Source organism: Catellatospora sp. NPDC049133 (assembly GCF_040648455.1).
Lineage (GTDB): Bacteria > Actinomycetota > Actinomycetes > Mycobacteriales > Micromonosporaceae > Catellatospora > Catellatospora aurea.
The window spans coordinates 127,134-146,419 of the sequence record NZ_JBEZDT010000019.1 but is presented as its reverse complement, the minus strand read 5'-3'; the positions used below and the strand labels follow the sequence as shown (position 1 = coordinate 146,419).

Below are 19,286 nucleotides of genomic sequence, written 5' to 3'. Positions count from 1 at the left end.
AACGGCCCCGGCGGATGACCGTCGGGGCCGTTGTCGCGTGTGCGGCAGATGGGCGCGGGCCGCCACCTAGGAGCGGTTCCAGCGCAGCGACAGCCCCACTCCGGTACCGGCCAGCAGTGCTCCGGCTAGCACGAACCAGACCGTCATCTCGACGTCCCGCTTCTGCACGACGATCGTGCCCGGCAGGTCCGTGAGCACGTCCACGAGCTGCTCGGCGTCCTGCGCCCGGAAGTACTCCCCGCCGGTCAACTCCGCGACCTCGCCGAGGGTCTCCTCGTCGATCAGCTGCGCGCGCTGGCCGCCACCGCCGCCCCGCCACTCGGGCCGCGCGCCGGAACCCGCGGTCATCTGGTCGGGGCTGCAGATCAGCGGCGCGGGCTCGGTGGTGCCGAAACCGATGGTGTACACCCGCAACCCGCGCGCCTTGGCCTCCTGCGCCGCGGTGACCGGGTCGACGCCCTGGGTGTTCGCGCCGTCGGTCAGCACCACGATCGTGTCGGCGACGTACGAGCCGGGGGCGGGGGCGTCCGGTGAGCCGAGCTCCACCCCGGTCGGCGGGACCGCCGGGTTGATCTCGGCGATCGCGTCGATGGAGGTGAGGATGGCCTGGCCGATGGCGGTGCCGCGGGAGGTGCGCAGGTTGTCGATAGCGGTGAGCAGCGCCTGCTTGTCGTCGGTCGGCTCGACCAGCAGGCCGGAGATGCCGGAGAAGGCGACCAGGCCGATCTGCGTCCCGTCGTCCTGGGCCAGCACGAACTCCCGCGCCGCGTCGCGGGCCGCGGCCAGCCGGTTCGGCGGCACGTCGGTGGAGCACATCGACTGCGAGACGTCCATCGCCAGCAGGATCGACGTGGAGTCCTGCGGCACGGCCAGCGACGCCTGCGGCCGGGCGACGGCGAGCCCCAGCGCGAGCATCCCCAGCGCGAACAGCGCCGCGGGGATGCGCCGCTGCCAGCGCGACCGGCCGGGCAGCGCGGCCCGGATCAGCGCGATGCTGGACACCCGCACGGCGACCTTGCGCCGGCGGCGGTTCAGCCACCAGCGCGCGAGCAGCAGCAGCGGGACCACGAGCAGGGCGGCCAGCGCCCACGGCCAGGCGAGCGACATCAGACGATCCTTCCGTACCAGCGGATCATCAGCAGTCCGCCGAGGGTCAGCAGCAGCAGCGCGGAGCCCGCGAACAGCGCGGTGAGCTCGATGTGCTCGGGCTCGGTGGTGATGCGCAGGTCGATGGACCGGTGGATGTCGTTGAGCGCGGCCGCGTCCCGGGCCGGGTGGTACGTGCCGCCGGTGACCGCGGCCAGCTCGGTGAGCAGCTGCTCGTCCAGTGCGGTGGCGACCTGGAAGCCCTCGACCTCGACGGTGGCGCCCTCGGGGGTGCCGATGCCGACGGTCTCGATGCGCACCCCGGCGGCGCCGGCCAGCGCGGCCGACGCCTGTGCCTGCTCGGGGCTCTCGGTCTCCTGCCCGTCGGAGAACACGATGATCGTCGCCGAGCCCCAGTAGCCGAGGTCCGGCGGGGCTGCGTCCTCCTCGGTCGGCAGCTCGACGGGCTCGCCCACGATCGCCGACAGGGCGGTCAGGATCGCCTGGCGCAGCGAGGTGCTGCCGCTGGTGGACAGGCGGGTGATGGCGTTCTTCACCGCGGCCCGGTCGTCGGTCGGGGTCTGCGTCAGCAAGCCGCCCTGACCGAAGATGACCACCCCGATGTCCACGGTGGACGGCTGCTGGTCGACGAAACCCTGCGCGGCGGACTGCGCGGCGGCCAGGCGGGACGGCTCGACATCGGTGGCGGCCATGCTGTTCGACACGTCGAACACCAGCATCACCGTGCCCGACACCCGCGGCACGGGCAGCTCCGCGTGCGGGCGGGCCAGGCCGACCAGCAGCATCGGCAGCGCGGCCAGGAACAGCACGTACGGCAGGTGCCGGCGAACCGCACCCCGGCCGCCCGCGGCGGTCAGGCCGAGTCCCGCGCCGCGCAGCACGGCGGTGCGCCGCCGCTGCAGCCGCAGGTACGCCAGCACCGCGGCGCCGGTGCCGACCACGGCCAGGGCGATCAGGAACGGATACTGCACGGTCATCGGACTCTCCGCCTCGTCCTGCGCACCATGTCGACCAGGGCGTCGACGAGGTCGGTGTCGGTGGTGACGCGATGGGCCATGACGCCGGCCCGGTTCATCGTGTCGGCCAGCCCGCTCTCCCGGGCCTGCACCTCGGCCTCCAGCCTGCGGCGCAGCAGCGGGTCACCGCTGTCGACGAGCAGCTGCTCACCGGTCTCGGCGTCCTCGACGAAGATCATGCCGAGGTCGGGCAGGTCGAGTTCGGCCGGATCGACGATGCGTACGGCGACGACCTCGTGCCGGTGCGACAGCAGCGCCAGCGCCCGCTCCCAGCCGGGGTCGCCGATGAAGTCCGACAGCACCAGCACCAGGCTGCGCCGCCGGGCCGTGGCGGCGGCCAGCCGCAGCATCGCCGACAGGTCCGTGGTGGCCCCCGCCGCGGTGCGCGGCGCGGGCGCGTCGAGTTCGTGGGTCAGCCGCAGCACCTGGTCGCGGCCGGTGCGCGGTGGGATCACCCGCTGGTGCCGGTTGTCGAACAGGATCGCGCCGACCCGGTTGCCGCGGTAGGTCAGCAGCCGGGCCAGGCACACGGCCAGCTCGTTGAGCGTCGCGTCCTTGCCCTGGCGGCCGGTGCCGCGCATCGACGCGGACCGGTCCAGCACCAGCCACGCCGTGAGGTCGCGGTCCTCGGTGTACTGGCGCACGAACGGTTCGTCCATCCGCGCGGTGACGTTCCAGTCGATGTGCCGGACGTCGTCCTCGGGCGTGTACGCGCGTACGTCGCTGAAGTCGAGCCCGGCGCCGCGCCACACCGTACGGTGCCCGCCCTGCAACCGCCCGTCGAGGCGGCGCAGCACCTGCCACTCCAGGCGCCGCAGCAGCCGATCCGAGGCATGTGTCATGTTCAGCGGCCCTGCATGGCGAGTTCCGGCACGGGCAGGGCGGACATGATCCGGTCCAGCACCGCGTCCGCGCTGACCTCGTCGGCCAGGGCCTCGTACGACATGACCAGCCGGTGCCGCAGCACGTCCAGGGCCAGATCGGTGAGGTCCTGTGGCAGCGCGTACTCCCGCCCGCGCAGGAACGCCAGCGCGCGTCCGGCCAGCACCAGGTTGATCGACGCGCGAGGGCTCGCGCCGTAGGTGACGTAGCGGGCCAGCTGCTGCTGGCCGACCAAACCGGGATCGCGGGTCGCGGCGGTGAGCCGGACCGCGTACTCGATCAGCGAGGGGTCGACGTAGACCCGGTCGGCCTGCTGCTGCAACTCGATCAGCTGCGCGGGGTCGATGATGCGCTGGATCGCCGCGCCGGGGCTGACCGCCCGCTCGACGATCACGAACTCCTCGGTGGCGGTCGGGTAACCCACCAGCACCTTCATCATGAACCGGTCCACCTGCGCCTCGGGCAGCGGATAGGTGCCGTCGGACTCGATCGGGTTCTGGGTGGCCAGCACCAGGAACGGCTCCGGCACGTGGTGCGTCTCCCGGCCGATGGTGACCTGGTGCTCCTGCATCACCTCCAGCAGCGCGCTCTGCACCTTCGCGGGCGCCCGGTTGATCTCGTCGGCGAGCAGCAGGTTCGTGAACACCGGCCCGAGCGACACCTGGAACTCGCCGCTGTGCTGGTGGTAGGTGCGGGTGCCGGTGATGTCGGCGGGGACCAGGTCGGGGGTGAACTGCACCCGGTGGAACTGCCCGCCGACGGCCTCCGCGAGCGACTTCACGGCCAGCGTCTTGGCCAGGCCGGGCACGCCCTCGACGAGGATGTGCCCGCGCGCCAGCAGCGCGACCATCAGCCGCTCCAGCAGCAGATCCTGCCCGACGATGACCTTCTTGACCTCGTAGAGCACCTGTTCCACGGTGCTCTGGCCGGCGGCCGGCGACGGCCCGCCCGGGCGGGAGGGTTGCCGGTGGCCGTTGCCGGAAGCGGGTGTGTTCATGGAACCGTCCTGTTCGGATCGAGGGTCGTTGCGGGTGTGGTCGGGGGACGTCACAGGGGCGGCGGTGGGCCGCCGGCGGCCGCGGCCGTCACGATCGGCACGGCGAACCCGACGCCGATGAAGGTGCCGGCGTCGGTCGGATTGGCCAGCGCGACCACGATGCCGACGGTCTCGCCGCGCATGTTCACCAGCGGCCCCCCGGAGCTGCCCGGGTTGACCGCGGCGTCGAACTGGATGAGGCCGCCGAGTTTGCCCACGTCGGCGACGGTGACCGACCGCTCCAGGCCGGACACCACGCCGGTGGTCGCCGAGCCGGTCAGGCCGAGCTGGTCGCCGATCGCGACGACCTGCTCGCCGATGCCGGGCGTGCCGCCGAGCACCGCCGGGACCAGTACGGCGGGCAGGTCTTTGGGGGTCAGCGCGGCGATGTCCTTGGCCGGGTCGGACGCCGCGACGGTCGCCGGGGTCGTGCTGCCGTCGGCATAGGTGATTTCGATCGCGGCCGCGCCCTTGACCACGTGCAGCGCGGTCAGGATGGTGCCGTCGGCGTTGGCCAGCACCCCGGTGCCCGACGCCGACGCCGCGTCGCGCCCCGCGCCGGTGGTCCGGATGGACACCACCGACGGGAGCAAGACCTGGTAGACCTCGGCCACGGTGAGCACCCCGTCGTCCGACGGCGACGGTGTCGGCGTGACGACGGCGGGGCTGTCGGATCCCGCGGCGCCCCACCGGAACGCGACCACAGCGGTGACCGCCAGCGCCGTCGCGACACCGGCCGCGACCAGCGCACGCCGGTCGAGCCGCCACCGGGCCGGCGGCGTCGGCGAGGGCTCGGCCTCCACCGGTGCGGCAGCGGGTGGCGCGTCCGGGAGGCGGTCGAGTTTTCCGGCGCGACTCAGCATCCTTTGAGCCTAGGGCCGAAAGCTGAATGTTCAATCAGAGCGTTGTCGGAGATCGGGCAACGCGGTCCGGCCGCCCATACACGCGGATCCCCGCGAGCGCGCGCCCGCGGGGATCCGACAGTGACAGTGGTCAGGACGCGAGGGAATCGTCCATGTTCACCCGGCAACGGCGGACCAGCAGCAGCAGACCACCGGCCACGACCAGGGCGGCTCCCACACCGCCGAGCAACCACACCTGCGGGCCGGTCACCGGCAGGCCGCCGCCCGTGCCCGGCACCGGCGACGCGGAACCGGGCCGTGGCGACGCGCTCGCCGACGGGCTGGCCGGGGGCTGCTCCTCACCGACCCGGCACACCTTCACCAGGTCGAACGTGGTCCGCTCGGCTTCGGCGACGTACGCCCGCATCAGGCCTTCGACCAGGTTCCAGCCGGACGGCGTCTGCAGCCACACGCCGCCGACGCCGCTCGGCCCGATGAGCCCGCCCGCGACCCCGGCCGGCGGGGTGGCCGGCACCGGCGGCTCGCCGTCGGGGGTGAGCCGGGTGACCCCGGCGTCGTTGACGCCCAGCAGGTACGCCTCGCTCAGGTCGGCGCTCTGGTAGCTGATCAGGTAGACGGCCTTCGCGGTGGCCGGCACGGGCTGGTTGAACACCCAGCCGTCGACGCCCTGCGCGGACCCGCCCGGAATCCCGGCGCAGCCGCGCAGGGCGGGGTTCTGCTGGGCGGCCGTCTTGGCCGCGAACGCGTCGTCCAGCCTGAGCACGATGGTCGGCTCCTCGGCGGGCGCGGCCGACGCGGGCAGGCCGCCGGTGACGGCCAGGGTCAGACCTGCGGCCAAGGCGGTCAGTGATCGTAGGGAAAAGAGGTTTCGCATCGGGGGTGGTTCCTCCGGTCGGGAATGGATGGATGGTCCGGACGGGCCCCGGAGGTGCGCCGGGGCCCGCGTTCAGGGGCGGCGTCGCCGCCGTGGGACGGGCCGGCGCAGCCTGCGCCGCAGCCGGTCCGCGCGGGCCCAGGCGTCGTCGGCCTCGGCGGTGGTGAGCGGCCGCGCGCCGTAGACGGCGCGTTCGGTCAGCTCCCGCAGCACGTGCAGGTCGACCTGGCGGGGAGCGAAGTCGGTGTCGGGCGGCCGGCGACGGTCGATGGCGGTGTCGACCCGGTCGAGCGCCTGCCGCACGGTGGCGCTGTGCGCGACGGGCGTTCCGGCGCGCGCGGCGGTGTCCACGACCTCCTGGAACGCGGCCGCGACCCGCTCGGCGGGGTCCAAACGGGTTCGCCGCCGCCGGCGGCGCAGGGCACGGGCCACCCGGGGCGACAGCCACGCCGTGGCCAGCAGCGCAGCGGCGATCAGCGCGATCAGCGGCCAGTCCGGGCGGCGTACGGGCAGCGGCCCGTCCGCCGCGAGCTGGTCACCCGGGGTCGGTGCGCCCGCGCCCGGCACGAGGCGGGGCGGCGTCGACGGCAGTGGTGCCGCCGTGGGCGGGGGAGCCGCCTGCCAGCCGGGCGCGGCCCGCGCGGTGGGGCCGAACGAGACCCAGCCCAGCCCGCCGAGGCGCACCTGCGGCCATACGGCGACGTCGCCAGAGTGCACCAGCCCGTTCGCGCCGTCCGGCACGGTGAACCCGACGACCAGCCGTACCGGCAGGCCGAGGCCGCGCGCGGCGACGGCGTACAGGGCGGCGATCTGCTCGGCGCCGCCGACGCCGGTCGCGGCCACGGCCGCCAGCCGGCCGTAGCCGTGGCCGGGGGCGCTGCCCGGGTCGTTGCGGACCCTGGCCCACAGGTAGGCGGCGAGCAGCCGGGCCTGCGCCCCGGGTCGTGTCTCGCCGCCGACCGCGGTCCGGGCCAGGGCGTCGATCTCGGCCGGTACGCCGGGCGGCAGCGCCGTCGCCGGGGCCGGGTCGCGCGGGGCGGCGTCCACGTCGGCGGGCTGCGGCAGCGCGGGCACCAGGCTCGTCATCGTGTACCGCAGCCCGGGGGCGAGACCGCCGGTGTCCAGCAGCAGGCCGGTGTCCGGGTCCACGGCGAGGGTGGCCGGGCCGTCCAGCCGCACCGGGCGCTCCACGCTGGGCAGCGCGACGCCGCCCAGCCCTGTTACGGCGACCTCGACGGTCAGCCGCCGCCCGCCGGACGGGGCAGACGGCACACCCGACCCGGCGGGCCGGTAGCGCGCCGTCGAGGTCCAGGCGCGGCCGTCGTACGCGTCGAGCGCGACCAGCGCCAGCCGCTGCGGCAGCGGCCCGTCTCCGGTGACCCGGAACAGCTCGGTGTCCGGGGCGGACAGCCACGGTGTCACCCGGTCCAGCGGGTTGACCCCGGTCAGCGCCGTGTCGGGCACGGTCACGTGGTCACGGGGGTCGAGTCGGGGCCGGGCGGGCAGCTGCGGGGTGACCGCGGCGGCCACCGCCACGGCCGCGACGGCCGCCGCCCCGGCCCGCGCCACCCGTGCCGCGCGCGCCGTGACGGGGGCAGGACTGCGCAGGTCGCGGGCCCGTGCACGAAGCAGCAGGACACCGCCGAGGGTGAACGCCGCCGCCGCGGCGACCGCGTACGCGGTGCCGCCTGCCAGTGCGCACGACGCTGCGAAGACGACGGCACCGGGCATCAGGACCCAGGCGGTGCGCGTGGTCCGGGCGAGCAGCTCGCCGGTGATCGCGGCGGCCAGCCAGACCAGCAGGAACGGACCGGTCGCGAGCAGCGGAGCCGGGTCGGCGGGCACCGTGGTCGCCAGCAGGTGCGCCCAGCCGTCGACGGCAGCCGCCGCGGCCTGGGCGACCCGCGCCGGTGATCCCCAGAACGCCACGGCCGCGACCGCCGCCGCGATGGCCAGCGACAGCGTTAGCGTGACCGGCACCGGCACCGGCATGGACGCGGCCAGAGCCACTGACATGGGCAAGGACGCGGGCCCAGGCGAGGATGCGGGCTCAGGCGAGGATGCGGGCACCGGGGCGGGCACGACCACAGGCACGGCCGACGACCGTGAGCCGCTTTCCGCGTTCAGGTCGCGAGTGGACGCTGTGCGCCGCAGCAGCCGGGCCGCAGCGGCGAGCAGGAGTGGCGCGGTCGCGGCCAGGGTCAGCAGCAGCGCCATCCGGGTGCCAGGCAGCACCCGCAGCCAGCCGACCGCGGCGCAGGCTCCGGCGGCCGCCGCGGCGAGCCAGGTGTACACCGGTGCCGCGCCCGTCGGCCGTCGCGTGGCGGTGGCTGATGTCGGGACCTGCGCCCGGACCGCCGTGTCCGGGGCGGTCATCGGCGTGCCCGGGAGCGGGCCGTCGCGGCGAGCCGGGGCCAGGCGGCGGTGAACCCCGTCAGCGAGGTGATCGGCGCGCCGGGGCCGGTGTGCACCAGGACCGGGCGGCCCAGCCCCGACAGGTGCGCCAGCAGCGCCGGGTCGGCGCCGGCGGGCCGGGCGGTGACCGCGACCGCGAGCGCCGCCGCGCCGCCGCGCCGGGCGGGCGTGAGCTGCCCGGAGGCTGCGACGGCGGTGCGGCTGAGCAGGTCGAGCAGGCCCGCGCGGGCGGTCGCGGGGTTGGCCGGCCGCCAGCCGGGTCCGGCCGTGAACCGCACCTCGCAGCCCGCTCCCGCCGCCAGGCAGGCGACGGCGAGCGTCGCGGCCACGTCGAGGGCCAGTTCGAACCCGTCGGGGTCGGCGTCCGGCCGGTTGTCGATCAGCAGGGTCAGCCCGGGTTGGAGGTCCTGCTCGAACTGGCGCACCAGCAGGCGGCCGGTGTGCGCGCTGGACGGCCAGTGCACCCGGCGCAGGTCGTCGCCGGGCTGGTAGTCCCGCAGCCCCCAGTGGGTCAGGCCCGCCGGTGACGGCTGGCCGGCCGGGTGCCCGTCCCCGGCGGGGGAACGTCCGGACGGCAGCCCGGCGGCCACCACCGGGTGCACGCACATGCTGCCGCCGCCGTGCCCGATGCGCTCGCGGCGGCACAGGCCGAGCGCGTCCACCAGGGACAGCCGCGGCGCGGACACGGTGACGACGCCGCGGCGGCCGGTGGGCAGCGGCACCGGGCCGCTCCAGTCCCGCCCCGCCGCCAGCGCGGGCACGGTCACGGCCACCAGGGCGTCGCCGACCTGGAGGTGGACCGTGCACGCGCGGCTGCGGCGCCGCGACGGCGCGCGTACCACCAGCCGGCCGGACGTCGGGGTGTCGCGCTGCGCGCGGGCGGGCAGCCGGTCGAGGTCCGCCGCGGCGGGCAGCGCGCCGCGCACCGAGATCCCCGCCACGGCCAGCGCGACCAACGCCGCGACACCGACGAGCAGCAGTTCGGCGTAGCCGAGCAGGTATCCGCCGGCCGGCGCGACGACGGCGACGGCGGCCACCGCCCAGCCGGCGCGGGTGAGCCCGGACGCCGTCACGGCCGCACCGGCTGGCGGGGCACCGCGACCGCGTCCAGCGCCGCCTGCACCACACCGGACGCGGTGGCTCCGGCGAACTCGGCGTCTGCGGTCAGCAGGATCCGGTGCGTGAGCACCCACGGGGCCAGCGCGACGACGTCGTCGGGGGTGACGAACTCGCGCCCGAACGCGGCCGCCCACACCTGCGCCGCGCGCTGCAGCGCCACCGTGCCGCGCGGGCTGACGCCCAGCCGGGTCTGCTCCGCCGCCCGGGTCGCCGCCGCGATCCGGATCATGTAGTCGGCGACCTGGTCGTCGACGTGCACCGAGCGGGCCGTCGCGGCCATGTCCCGTACCTGCTCCGGGGTGAGCGCGGTGACCGGGCGCGGCCTGGTCGCAGCCCCGCCCCGGTGTCCGGCGAGGATCTGCCGCTCCGCGCCGTGGTCGGGGTAGCCCAGCTCCAGCCGCATGAGGAAGCGGTCGAGCTGCGCCTCGGGCAGCGGGTACGTGCCGTCGTGGTCGACCGGGTTCTGCGTGGCGACGACCAGGAACGGCGACTCCAGCTGGTGTCGGGTGCCGTCGATGGTGACCTGCTGCTCGCTCATGACCTCCAGCAGCGCCGACTGTGTCTTCGGCGACGCCCGGTTGATCTCGTCGGCGAGCACCACGTTCGCGAAGACCGGGCCCTTGTGCAGGGTGAACTCGTTGCGGCGCTGGTCGTACACGGTGACGCCGGTTATGTCGCCGGGGAGCAGGTCGGCGGTGAACTGGATGCGGCGGAACCGCCCGCCGAACGCCGCGGCCAGCGCGGTGGCCAGCGACGTCTTGCCGACCCCCGGCACGTCCTCGATGAGCAGGTGGCCCTCGGCGAGCAGGCAGGTCGCCGCGAGCGCGACGTGCTCGGCCTGGCCGTGCACGGTCTGCTCGACGACGCCGGTGAGGCTGCGGAAGCTGCGGGCGAACGCCGCCACGTCCGGCGGAGGCGGCGGGGGCTGCTGGGCCAGGACGGTGCCGTTGCGCAGGTCGGTCATATAGGTCCTTTCCGAGGGGTTCATCAGGCGGTGAGCCGGAGCGTGGCGCGGTAGCGGGAGATGACGACGGTCCGGAAGGTCTGCCCGTTGACGACCGCGACGGTCTCGTTGCGCGAGTTGAAGGTGACCGTCATGACCGGCCGGGGACCGGCGGTGATGGTGCCGGACATCGTCAGCGAGTTGTTCGCGACCGAGTCCCGGTAGGTCTTGCTGCCGCGGAAGCTGACGCGGCTGCCCGACACCGAGAACGTGCCGCGCACGGGCTGCATGTTGGCGGCCAGGCCCGGCGCGGTGTACGAGATCGAACCCGACTTGGTCAGCCGCCAGGTGCCGTGCAGCAGCCGGTCCTTGATCGCGGGCGCCCACGCGGGCTGGCCCTGCAGTTGCGTGAACGACGTGATGGACACGGCCCGGTAGGTGATCGGCAGGCGCGGCACCGGGTCGCGGCGCGGCACGGGGGACGGGCCGGGCGATGGTGGCGCGGCGGCGCTCGGCGGTGCGGCCGACGGGACGGCGCTCGGACTCGGCACGGTGTACTTGAGCAGGCTGCGCACCGTGTCGCCGTCGACCACGACCGCTTGCGGGCCGTCCGCGTCGTGCGCCCATACCAGGCCGTCGCGGGCGATGACTCGCAGGCTCGCCTGGCCCGCGGTGACCCACAGCGGCGCGAGCAGCCCTCGTCCCGGCGCGTAGCGCAGCACCCGGCCGGTGGCGTCGTCGGGCACGTACACCACGCCGCCCGCCAGCACCGGCCTGCCCAGGCGTGCGGCGGAACCGGCGCGCAGGTCGACGATGTCGGCCGGGGCCCCGCCGGGGCGGCTGAGCACGAGTTCACCCCGGCCGGGCAGGACGACCGGCAGGACGCCGTCCGCGCCGCGGGCGGCGACGAGCGCGGTCGGCCCGGTGGCGGGCAGCGCCGCCCAGCGCTGCGCGGGCACCCCGCGCTCGTCCAGCGCGACGACGATGCCCTTGGCGAGGTTGGCCAGCACCACCGTGCCGTCGACCTCGGACAGGGCGACCTGCTCGGTGAAGAACGCCGACGGCGCGCTGGTCCGGATGGCGCCGTCGCGGACGCCGACCAGCGTGCCGTTGAGGGTCATGTGCGCCCACAGGGTGCCGTCGGGCCCGGCGAGCACCGCGCTCAGCGGCGGATGCGGCAGGCCGAGCGGGACGCCGGTCTCGGCCAGGGTCACCGGGTCGACGGCGGTGACCGAGCCGGCGGTCGTGGAGACGGCGTACTGGTCGCCGCCCGCGGTGACGAGGTCCACCGGGGCGGGGAACGCCACCGCCGGGTCGGCGGCCAGGCGTGCGCCGTCGACCCGGGTGATCGTGTTCGCGTCGAGATCGGACACGTACGGATCGGGCCCGTCCTGCTGCACCGACATCCGGTGGCCGGCCGCGCCGGGCACGGCGGTGACCGTCACGACGCGGCCGGCCGTGGCGCTGACCAGCGACACCGCGCCGATGGTGGTGCTCTCCAGCCATGCGCTCGCCCGGGTCATGTCCAGCGCGGGCCGGGCCGCGGGCGGGGCGGGCAGCAGCGCGGCGGTGGTCAGCCCGGCGACCAGCAGCAGGGTGCTCACGGTCCCGCTGATCCGCAGGTGGCGCCGGTAGAAGCGGGCGAGGGACGGCAGCGGTCTCATGGCGTGTCCTGCGGGATCAGCGTGACGACGGTCCGGTACTGGCTGCTGTCGCCGTCGGCCGACCAGCCGACGGACCACTGCAGCTCGGCCCGTGGCGGGCTCACGGCGAGGTCGAATCGGCCGACAACGCTGTCGGCGACGGGGTCGGTGAAGTCGGCCGGGAACGCGCCCACCGACAGGCGCCACGGCCCGTCCGCGGTGAACGTGCCGCCCACGGCTTTGCGCCCGGCGGAGGGCCGGCACACGACCCGGCCGTCAGCGGTGAACTCCCAGGTGCTGCCGAGCAGGATCGCGTTCGCCTCGGCGGCGCGGCCGTCGCTGCCGCCAAGGCGGGTCAGCGACACCACGGCGACGGTCCGCAGCCGCACGGGGTAGGTCAGCGGGCCGCCCGTCCAGCCGGGTCCCGCGCCGTCGGGCAGGTCGGGTCCGGGCCGCGGCGTCGTGGCCGGGCCGACGCCGCTCAGCTCGGCGGTCAGCCGGGTCGGGTAGTCCAGGCTCCACAGCTGCCCCGGCGGCACCGGCCGGACGGCGAACACGGCCCCGGCGACCGCGAGCGGGATCAGTGCCGCGGCCACGTGCAGCGCGGTGCCGGTGCGCGGCCGCACGGGCGCGCGCCCGCGGGTCCACAGCGCGGGCCACCCGCCGCTCAGCCACGGCCAGCACAGCAGCAGCAGGCCGGCGACCAGGCAGGTGCGCAGCCCGGCCGAGGCGAACCCGTGGCCCGCTCCCGTGTAGTGGTGCCAGGCCTGCGCCAGCGTCCACCGCTCACCGGCCGATGCGACCAGCGCCGCCGCGCCGAGCAGCGCCAGCTCGCCGAGGAAGGTCAGCGGCCACGCCGCGAGCACCGCCACGGTCGCCGGGTCGGGGCGGCGCAGCAGCGCCCGGCGCAGCCAGCGCGGCGGGTGGGTGAGCAGGCGGCCGAACGCGCGGCGGCCCCGCGACAGCGTGCCGGCCAGCGGCTGCGCCCGGCCGTCCTCGGCGGCGACCCGGTCGGCGGTCAGCTCGGCCACCCACAGCGCGAGCACGGGCGCGATCAGCCCGGACGGCGCGGCGGTCACCGCGCCGCCGAGCAGCGAGCCCGCCACTTCGAACGCCTGCTCGTCGGCGATCGGCAGCAGCAGCGGCGGCGCGGCCAGCAGCGCCAGGTAGACCGGCGCCCAGGCACGGGCCAGCAGCGCGAACGGCCCGAGCCGCCCGACCAGCAGGTGCTCGCCGTTGCGGATGTGGCCCAGCTCGTGCACCAGGATGGCGCGGGCGGCGGCGGGGTCCTGCTCCCAGAGCGCGACCAGCGGCGGGTACGCCAGGATGCGCGGCGCGCGCCAGCCGGCGGCGTACACCTGCGCGCCGCCGTTGCCGGGCGCGGCCGACAGCCGGACGACCACGCCGCGGTGGACGGTGTCCACGAAGGACTGCATCTGCGCGACGGCCGACGCGGCGCGCACCGGCAGCGCGCCGGGGGGCACGAGCCGCCGCTCGACGAGCCGCCCCCGCAGCCGCGGCAGCAGCACCGCGACCAGCGCCAGGCCGATCAGCAGGGTGGGCAGTGCCGAACAGGCCGCCAGCACCGCGAGCATCGCGGTCACGGTCGGGTCGGCGTGCGAGCCGCGGTCGAACACGGCCCGGGTCGCCGCCACCGGGTCGGTGAGCAGGCTCGGCAGGTTCCATGCCGTGCTGAGCAGGCACAGCGCGAAGAACAGCCACAACCAGGGCGGCGCGAGCGGGCGTGGCAGCGCGGGCGCGACGGCCGGCGCGGGTGCGGTGGCGGTCATCGGGCCGGTCGCCGCGGCCGGTGCGGGCCCATCTCAGTTGCCGCCGCGGCGGAACCAGCGGCGCGAGCTGTTGGGCGGCCCGGAGTGGGGCTCCGCGGCGGCCTCGGCGCTGACCCGGCGGACGAACGCGGCGGCGGAGGCGGGGGCCGCCAGCAGCTCCTTGATGATCAGGACGGCGCGCTCGTGCGCCTCGTCGGCGGGCAGTCCCGACTTCTCCAGGGAGGTCTGCATCCGGTCCACCGCGGCCCTCGCCCGCGCGGCGAGTTCGGGGTCGACGGGCGGGTCCTGCGGCGGCCGGTTCGCCTTCGAGGTGCGGTAGGCCTTGATCCCGACGATGAGCGCGAGCAGGTTCAGGGCGTTGCCGGTGGCCTCGGCGTCCAGCAGCGCCTTCAGGTGCACCCCGGCGACGTCGACGGCCTGCAGCACCGCGGCGAGCGCGGTGACCAGTTCGACGCCCGCCGAACCGGAGCCGGTGCGGCCGGGGCGCAGGATCGCCTCACGCTGGGCTCCGCCGGCGAGGTACGCCTCGACGACGCCGTCGGCTATGCCGGTCTCCTGCGGTGCGGTCGCCGCCGCGAGGCGTTGCGCCCACTGCCTGGTGTCATCGTCCGCGAGCACGCCGGTCCGTCTCCTCTGCCGAATCCTGGGAAGAGTCCCTAGGTAGCACTCCCGGCGAAGCGCCCGACACCGGCCGAGTTGCCCGCAAACCTGAATGAGCGTCAGGGATCGATGTCACGGCAGATGGATCATGCGTATGGCCAGGCAGCCGAGGTCGTGAGGGCGGCTCGCGTACCGTGGCGGGCGTGTCGCTTTGGTGACAGTCACCCGATCGGGTTCGCACGTCCGGTGATCGGCGCTGCTCGCGCGGCCGCCGACAGTCGAGAGTGGAGGGACCGATCGCCGCCCGCATGCGCCCTGATGGATATCTGTGCAGGCCGCGGCGGCGACGGGTCGGCAACCGGACGTGGGCGTGCCTACGATCGACCGGACCATCCTTTGACGACGAACGGGGAACCCCTGTGTCCACACCTCTCTCCCGCCGCGCCGCCATCGGCGGCCTCGGCCTCGGCGCCGCGGCGGCGACGTTCGGGGTCGCCGCGCCGGCGTCGGCCGCCGAGGACGAGCGCGGCACCGGCCCGGGCCACCTGCGCCGGGTGTACCAGCGACAGAAGACCAAGGCCGGCGGCGTCTGGCACTCGCACGTCGCCGCGGTGAACGCGGCCGGGGTGCTGGAGACGATCATCGCCGACGACGTCGATGCGATCGTCGACGGCTACAGCGTCCAGAAGGTCGCCGTGGCCGTGGCCGTGATGGACAAGATCGACCGCGGCGAGCTGCAGCTCAACCAGAAGCTCGACCTGCAGGCCGACATCATCCTCGGCGGCAGCGGCATCTACCACCTGCACACCGTGTGGGGCGACGACATCACCGTCGCGAACTTCCTCACCGCGCTGCTGCTGGTCTCCGACAACACCGCGGTGCGCATGTGCGGCCGGGTCGTGCCCGCACTGGAGATCAACCAGATCCTCGCGGCCAAGGGCTTCGTCAACACCCGGGTCATCCCGGTGGCCAACCCCAACCGCTTCTTCCTCGGCAAGACCACGCCCGCCGAGATGCACGACCTGCTGTGGCGGCTGGCCAACAAGACCCTGCTGTCCCCGAAGTCCTGCGACTTCCTGCTGGGCATCATGCGCTGGGTCAACGGCTACCACGACGGCATCCGGCGCAACATGTCGTCCAACGAGCGCAGCCGGGTGGCCGTCAAGTACGGCGCCGACTTCAACACCCTGGGCGCGGGCCGCCACGAGGTCGGCATCATGTTCGACAGCTCGGGCGCGCCCGCGCTGACGTTCGCCTTCTTCGCCGACTCGCTCGGCGGGCTGGACAACTACGGCGCCACCCACCCGGCCGTCGAGGCGCACGCGGTGCTGGGCCGACAGCTGTTCGACTCGATCCCGGCCCCGGTCGCCGCGGCCACGGCCCGCACCACCCGGCCGACCGTCGACCTGACCCCGTTCCGGCCGGTCAACGGCGGCTGACGCCGACCATTCCCGCGCGGGCCGCCGCCGGCCCGCGCGGGAGCGGGCGCGCTACTCCGACCGCAGGCGGCGGCCCGACACGAGATGTCGGCGGCGGCGCTCGCTGAGCGCGCCGTCGAGGCAGGCCCAGTCGGGCTGGGAGACGTGCAGCACCTGCTGCTCGCCGCCCGTGCAGATGCCGGTGTGGTACACGTCGCCGGTCTCGTCGTTCTGGAACACCGCGAGGTCGCCGGGGGCCAGCTCGGCCACCTCGACGTGCTCGCCCAGCAGGGCCAGGTCGCTGGCGTCGCGCGGGACGCTGTGCCCGAACCGGCGGTAGATGAGGTGGGGCAGCCCGGAGCAGTCGAGCATCAGCCCGTGGGTGCCGCCGGCCAGGTACATCAGGCCGAGGAACAGCCGTCCCGCGGCGACCAGCTGCTCCGTGGTCGGCAGCGGACCGCGGGCGCGATAGGCGTCGAGGTGCTTGTCGGCCAGCCACCCGGTGCTCCCGCCGGGCAGCACGACCTCGGTGAACGCGTCCTGCCGCCGGCGGGCGGGCAGCACCGTGGCATAGCTGACGTCGTCGGCGAGCACCCTGCCGTCGGGAGCGTCTCTGAGCTCGGTGACCTGCTCGGTGACCACCACCTGCTCGCCGGTGGGCTCGGCGGGGGCGGCGAGCTGCGACAGCGGCAGCCAGCCCGGGTAGCCGCGGGGGTCCTTGCGGGAGGGCTGCAGCGGGGCGTTGACCCGGGCCCAGCCGTCGCGGACCTCCGCGACGAGCACGGTCTCGCCCAGCAGCAGCTGGCTGTCGAGCCGGCCCCACAGGTCACGTCGTTCGTCGGGGCCCTGCGCCGCGGCCCAGGCGCGCAACCCCGCCGGCGTGCTCAGGGCGGGGGCGTCCAGGGGGCGTACGACGTCGGGGGAGGTCCAGAGTCCGGCGGCGGAGACCGCCACCGACATGGTCCGCGTCGGCTCGTTCATGCGCTCCCCCTGTAGGAAATAGCTATGTCACCGGGGAGCCTACAAAAGTTTTCTTCATCGGGTCAGGGCCGCCCACGGCGTGGGAGCCTCGCCGAGAATTGGACCTTGTGGTCCAGTATCGCTAGAATGTGCTGATGACGACCGCCACCGCACCCCGGCTCACCGCCAAGGGTGCCGCCACCCGCGCCCGGATCGTCGCCGCGGCGGCGGACCTGGTGCTGGCGCGCGGAGTGGGCGGCACCAGCCTCGACGACGTCCGTGCGGGCACGCTGACCAGCAAGAGCCAGCTGTTCCACTACTTCCCCGGCGGCAAGACCGAACTGGTCATGGCCATCGCGACTTACCAGTTCGAGCGGGTGCTCCAGGCGCAGCGGCCCTACCTGGAGACGCTCGACACCTGGGCGGACTGGGACGGCTGGCGCGACGCGCTGCTCGCCCACTACGGCTCCCAGCCGCACTGGGGCTGCCCCGTCGGCACCCTGGTCAGCGAGCTGACCGGCACCGACCCGGTGGCGGCCGCGCAGGTCGCCGGGCACCTGGACAGCTGGTGCGGATACCTGCGCGACGGGCTGCGGCGCATGCGTGACAGCGGCCTGCTGCGCCCCGACGCCGACCCCGACCGCCTGGGGCTGGCCGTGTTCGCCTCCGTCCAGGGCGGGTTGCTGCTGACCCAGGCCACCCGGTCGATCGAGCCGCTGTCGGCGGCGCTCGACGCGGCCCTGACCGCGCTGCACGCCGCCGCGCTCACGCCGCCCCGCTCCTGACATCCTGAGCGGAGTGTGGCCGGCGTGGATCAACCGGCGACTCGGCATGTCCGGGCAGGTCATCCGCCGCGACCGCATCCTCGGCGAACCGCTACCGGGCCAGCCGGTCCACCGCCTCCACGCCATGGGTTTCCATCTCGACCGCGAGCTGATCTGCGCGGACGCGGGCTTCCGCTCGCCCAGCACATCTGATCTTGATCGGGTCCCGGTCCGGCGCATCTATGTAGACCGTCCAGCCGCCTCGGAACACCACCCAATGGGCAATCCAGCGGCCGATGGCACTGAGCAGGGCCATGCGTGCGACATGCGGATAGAAGACCAGGTCGCCTACCAGATGCACAATGCCGGCAGGCGGGGTCACGTCTTGGCCAGGTGGAGCGAAGATAGTCGATGAAATGCGCGGGACCTGCTCGAAGTCGGGTCGACCCCCGGACGGCCCGACCATCACGTAAACATTCTGATCTTGATTCGGTGCCCATCGCATGATCGGCATGGTGTCAGTGAAGACAACAACTGCCAACCGGGTACCTCGTGGTCACCGATGTCGATCCGGAAGCGAGGCTCGGGAGAATACCGACGCAGCCCCCGGCATCCAGGACCGACTCAGGGATCAACGCCATGTGCGGGGAGGGGCGTTGATGACCCCTGGGTTCACAGAATCAGCTCGAAGATTCGGCGAACTCCAGGCCATCTCAGGCGAACGTGTGCTCGTGCTCCTTGCGGTGGTCCTCGATGCCGTCGATCCGGCCCCCGGCAGCGAGGGTCACCCAGCTGGGATTGCCGAGCAGGATGCGGCCGAGGGCGACCAGGTCGAACTCTCCGTCGGTGAGTCGCTGCACCAGTCCGGTCAGCGAGGTCTCCCGGCCGGGTTCGAGAAAGTCGCGGGTCAGGCCCACCCCGCCGACGGTGATGGCCGGCAGGCCGGTGATCCGCTTGGCCCAGCCCGCGAGGTTGAGCGGCGAGCCGGGGAACACCGGTTGCCAGAATCTGCGCTGGGAGGCGTGCAGGACGGTGGCTCCCGCCCCGGTGAGGGCTTCCAGGATCGTCGCGAGTTCGGCCGGGGAGTCGGCGATGCGGGCGTCGAAGTCGCGTTCCTTGAACTGGGAGAACCGCACGATCACCGGCATGTCCGCGGGGACGGCCGCGCGCACGGCGCGCACGACCTCGGCGGGGAACCGGGCCCGGCCGGCCGCCGACCCGCCGTACCGGTCCGTGCGCCGGTTCGTCCGCGGCCACAGGAACTCGTCGAGCAGGTAGCCGTGCGCGGCGTGGATCTCGACCGCGTCGAATCCGGCGCGCACCGCGACCCGGGCCGCTTCGGCGTACGCCATCAGGATCGTGTCGGCGTCGGTGAGCGACATCGGATGGGCGAGGGGACGCCCCGGCTCCGGCACCGCCGACGGCGACCAGGCCGCCAGGCCGTCGACCGGCTCGCGCAGGCTGCCCAGATGCCACAGCTGCGCCGCGATCCGGCCGCCGACCGCGTGAACCTCGTCCACGACGTGCCGCCAGCCGTCCTCTGCCGGACCCGCCGCCATCCGGGGCACGGCGTACTCGTGCCCGGCGCTGGGGTGGTCCACCAGCACCCCCTCGGTGATGATGAGCCCGACGCCGTGTTCGGCACGGCGGCGGTAGTACGCCGCGACCGCGGGCGTCGGGACCCCTCCGGGCGACTGGGCGCGGGTCATCGGGGCCATGACGAAGCGTGTGGACAGTCGCAGGCCGGCCATGGTGACCGGTTCGAGCGCCGGTGCGAGCAGGGCGCCGGAGGCGGTGGCGGGTGCTATGACGTCGGTCATGCGGTTAAGGTAGGACCTCACATTGACGTCAGGGTC

General features: G+C 74.6%; 17 protein-coding genes. 2 read left to right on the top strand and 15 right to left on the bottom strand.

What is annotated here, in order from left to right:
* Positions 1–66: 66 nt before the first annotated feature.
* The 12 genes from AB0B35_RS22535 to AB0B35_RS22480 form a co-directional block, all read right to left on the bottom strand.
* Entirely contained in the window at positions 67–1,107 is a 1,041-nt protein-coding gene (locus AB0B35_RS22535) for a VWA domain-containing protein (protein ID WP_361048558.1), read from the bottom strand.
* Entirely contained in the window at positions 1,107–2,084 is a 978-nt protein-coding gene (locus tag AB0B35_RS22530; protein ID WP_361048556.1) for a VWA domain-containing protein, read from the bottom strand. Before AB0B35_RS22530 ends, AB0B35_RS22535 begins: the two co-directional genes overlap by 1 nt.
* A complete protein-coding gene (locus AB0B35_RS22525; protein ID WP_360531808.1) occupies positions 2,081–2,965 on the bottom strand; it encodes a DUF58 domain-containing protein in 885 nt (294 codons plus the stop codon). Before AB0B35_RS22525 ends, AB0B35_RS22530 begins: the two co-directional genes overlap by 4 nt.
* A gap of 2 nt (positions 2,966–2,967) precedes the next feature.
* A complete protein-coding gene (locus AB0B35_RS22520) occupies positions 2,968–4,002 on the bottom strand; it encodes a MoxR family ATPase (protein WP_361048554.1) in 1,035 nt (344 codons plus the stop codon).
* Between the two features lie 50 nt (positions 4,003–4,052).
* Entirely contained in the window at positions 4,053–4,904 is an 852-nt protein-coding gene (locus AB0B35_RS22515) for a trypsin-like peptidase domain-containing protein (RefSeq protein WP_360531802.1), read from the bottom strand.
* A 130-nt stretch (positions 4,905–5,034) separates the two neighbouring features.
* Positions 5,035–5,742, bottom strand: a complete 708-nt coding sequence (locus AB0B35_RS22510) for a hypothetical protein (protein ID WP_361048552.1) — start codon at positions 5,740–5,742, stop codon at positions 5,035–5,037.
* 108 nt (positions 5,743–5,850) lie between these two features.
* The gene (locus tag AB0B35_RS22505; RefSeq protein ID WP_361048550.1) at positions 5,851–8,154 is read right to left on the bottom strand and encodes a transglutaminaseTgpA domain-containing protein; all 2,304 of its coding nucleotides are present in this window, start codon (positions 8,152–8,154) and stop codon (positions 5,851–5,853) included.
* Positions 8,151–9,266, bottom strand: a complete 1,116-nt coding sequence (locus tag AB0B35_RS22500; protein ID WP_361048548.1) for a DUF58 domain-containing protein — start codon at positions 9,264–9,266, stop codon at positions 8,151–8,153. The genes AB0B35_RS22505 and AB0B35_RS22500 overlap by 4 nt, the downstream gene beginning before the upstream one ends.
* On the bottom strand, positions 9,263–10,276 hold the full coding sequence (locus AB0B35_RS22495) for a MoxR family ATPase (protein WP_361048546.1): 1,014 nt from the start codon (positions 10,274–10,276) through the stop codon (positions 9,263–9,265). The genes AB0B35_RS22500 and AB0B35_RS22495 overlap by 4 nt, the downstream gene beginning before the upstream one ends.
* Before the next feature lie 23 nt (positions 10,277–10,299).
* Positions 10,300–11,919 (bottom strand): hypothetical protein, encoded by a 1,620-nt coding sequence (locus tag AB0B35_RS22490; protein ID WP_361048544.1) that lies wholly within the window; start codon positions 11,917–11,919, stop codon positions 10,300–10,302.
* Positions 11,916–13,688 carry a hypothetical protein gene (locus AB0B35_RS22485; RefSeq protein ID WP_361048542.1) on the bottom strand — a complete coding sequence of 591 codons (1,773 nt, stop codon included), beginning with the start codon at positions 13,686–13,688 and terminating at the stop codon, positions 11,916–11,918. The genes AB0B35_RS22490 and AB0B35_RS22485 overlap by 4 nt, the downstream gene beginning before the upstream one ends.
* A 33-nt stretch (positions 13,689–13,721) precedes the next feature.
* Positions 13,722–14,306 (bottom strand): hypothetical protein, encoded by a 585-nt coding sequence (locus AB0B35_RS22480; protein ID WP_361048541.1) that lies wholly within the window; start codon positions 14,304–14,306, stop codon positions 13,722–13,724.
* Positions 14,307–14,707: 401 nt separating this feature from the next.
* Between AB0B35_RS22480 and AB0B35_RS22475 the strand changes: the two genes are divergently transcribed.
* Positions 14,708–15,727 carry a serine hydrolase gene (locus AB0B35_RS22475; protein ID WP_361048539.1) on the top strand — a complete coding sequence of 340 codons (1,020 nt, stop codon included), beginning with the start codon at positions 14,708–14,710 and terminating at the stop codon, positions 15,725–15,727.
* Positions 15,728–15,778: 51 nt separating this feature from the next.
* On the opposite strand, the gene AB0B35_RS22470 is transcribed toward AB0B35_RS22475, so the two are convergent.
* Complete coding sequence (locus AB0B35_RS22470; protein WP_361048537.1) at positions 15,779–16,687, bottom strand: NlpC/P60 family protein; 909 nt, start codon at positions 16,685–16,687, stop codon at positions 15,779–15,781.
* Between the two features lie 134 nt (positions 16,688–16,821).
* Here AB0B35_RS22470 and AB0B35_RS22465 point away from each other — a divergent pair, with 134 nt between their 5' ends.
* The gene (locus AB0B35_RS22465) at positions 16,822–17,451 is read left to right on the top strand and encodes a TetR family transcriptional regulator C-terminal domain-containing protein (protein WP_361048535.1); all 630 of its coding nucleotides are present in this window, start codon (positions 16,822–16,824) and stop codon (positions 17,449–17,451) included.
* A 91-nt stretch (positions 17,452–17,542) separates the two neighbouring features.
* On the opposite strand, the gene AB0B35_RS22460 is transcribed toward AB0B35_RS22465, so the two are convergent.
* Together AB0B35_RS22460 and AB0B35_RS22455 are read right to left on the bottom strand one after the other, a co-directional pair.
* A complete protein-coding gene (locus AB0B35_RS22460; RefSeq protein WP_361048533.1) occupies positions 17,543–17,944 on the bottom strand; it encodes a hypothetical protein in 402 nt (133 codons plus the stop codon).
* Positions 17,945–18,143: 199 nt separating this feature from the next.
* The gene (locus tag AB0B35_RS22455; RefSeq protein ID WP_361048531.1) at positions 18,144–19,250 is read right to left on the bottom strand and encodes a 12-oxophytodienoate reductase; all 1,107 of its coding nucleotides are present in this window, start codon (positions 19,248–19,250) and stop codon (positions 18,144–18,146) included.
* Between the last annotated feature and the right edge of the window lie 36 nt (positions 19,251–19,286).

Bases quoted from the DNA above. Each gene is read 5' to 3' on its own strand.
- AB0B35_RS22460 (WP_361048533.1), bottom strand. From the start codon at position 17,944: ATGCCGATCATGCGATGGGCACCGAATCAAGATCAGAATGTTTACGTG.
- AB0B35_RS22470 (WP_361048537.1), bottom strand. From the start codon at position 16,687: ATGAACGAGCCGACGCGGACCATGTCGGTGGCGGTCTCCGCCGCCGGA.
- AB0B35_RS22490 (WP_361048544.1), bottom strand. From the start codon at position 11,919: ATGAGACCGCTGCCGTCCCTCGCCCGCTTCTACCGGCGCCACCTGCGG.
- AB0B35_RS22530 (WP_361048556.1), bottom strand. From the start codon at position 2,084: ATGACCGTGCAGTATCCGTTCCTGATCGCCCTGGCCGTGGTCGGCACC.
- AB0B35_RS22455 (WP_361048531.1), bottom strand. From the start codon at position 19,250: ATGACCGACGTCATAGCACCCGCCACCGCCTCCGGCGCCCTGCTCGCA.
- AB0B35_RS22520 (WP_361048554.1), bottom strand. From the start codon at position 4,002: ATGAACACACCCGCTTCCGGCAACGGCCACCGGCAACCCTCCCGCCCG.
- AB0B35_RS22515 (WP_360531802.1), bottom strand. From the start codon at position 4,904: ATGCTGAGTCGCGCCGGAAAACTCGACCGCCTCCCGGACGCGCCACCC.
- AB0B35_RS22485 (WP_361048542.1), bottom strand. From the start codon at position 13,688: ATGACCGCCACCGCACCCGCGCCGGCCGTCGCGCCCGCGCTGCCACGC.
- AB0B35_RS22535 (WP_361048558.1), bottom strand. From the start codon at position 1,107: ATGTCGCTCGCCTGGCCGTGGGCGCTGGCCGCCCTGCTCGTGGTCCCG.
- AB0B35_RS22505 (WP_361048550.1), bottom strand. From the start codon at position 8,154: ATGACCGCCCCGGACACGGCGGTCCGGGCGCAGGTCCCGACATCAGCC.
- AB0B35_RS22525 (WP_360531808.1), bottom strand. From the start codon at position 2,965: ATGACACATGCCTCGGATCGGCTGCTGCGGCGCCTGGAGTGGCAGGTG.
- AB0B35_RS22465 (WP_361048535.1), top strand. From the start codon at position 16,822: ATGACGACCGCCACCGCACCCCGGCTCACCGCCAAGGGTGCCGCCACC.
- AB0B35_RS22495 (WP_361048546.1), bottom strand. From the start codon at position 10,276: ATGACCGACCTGCGCAACGGCACCGTCCTGGCCCAGCAGCCCCCGCCG.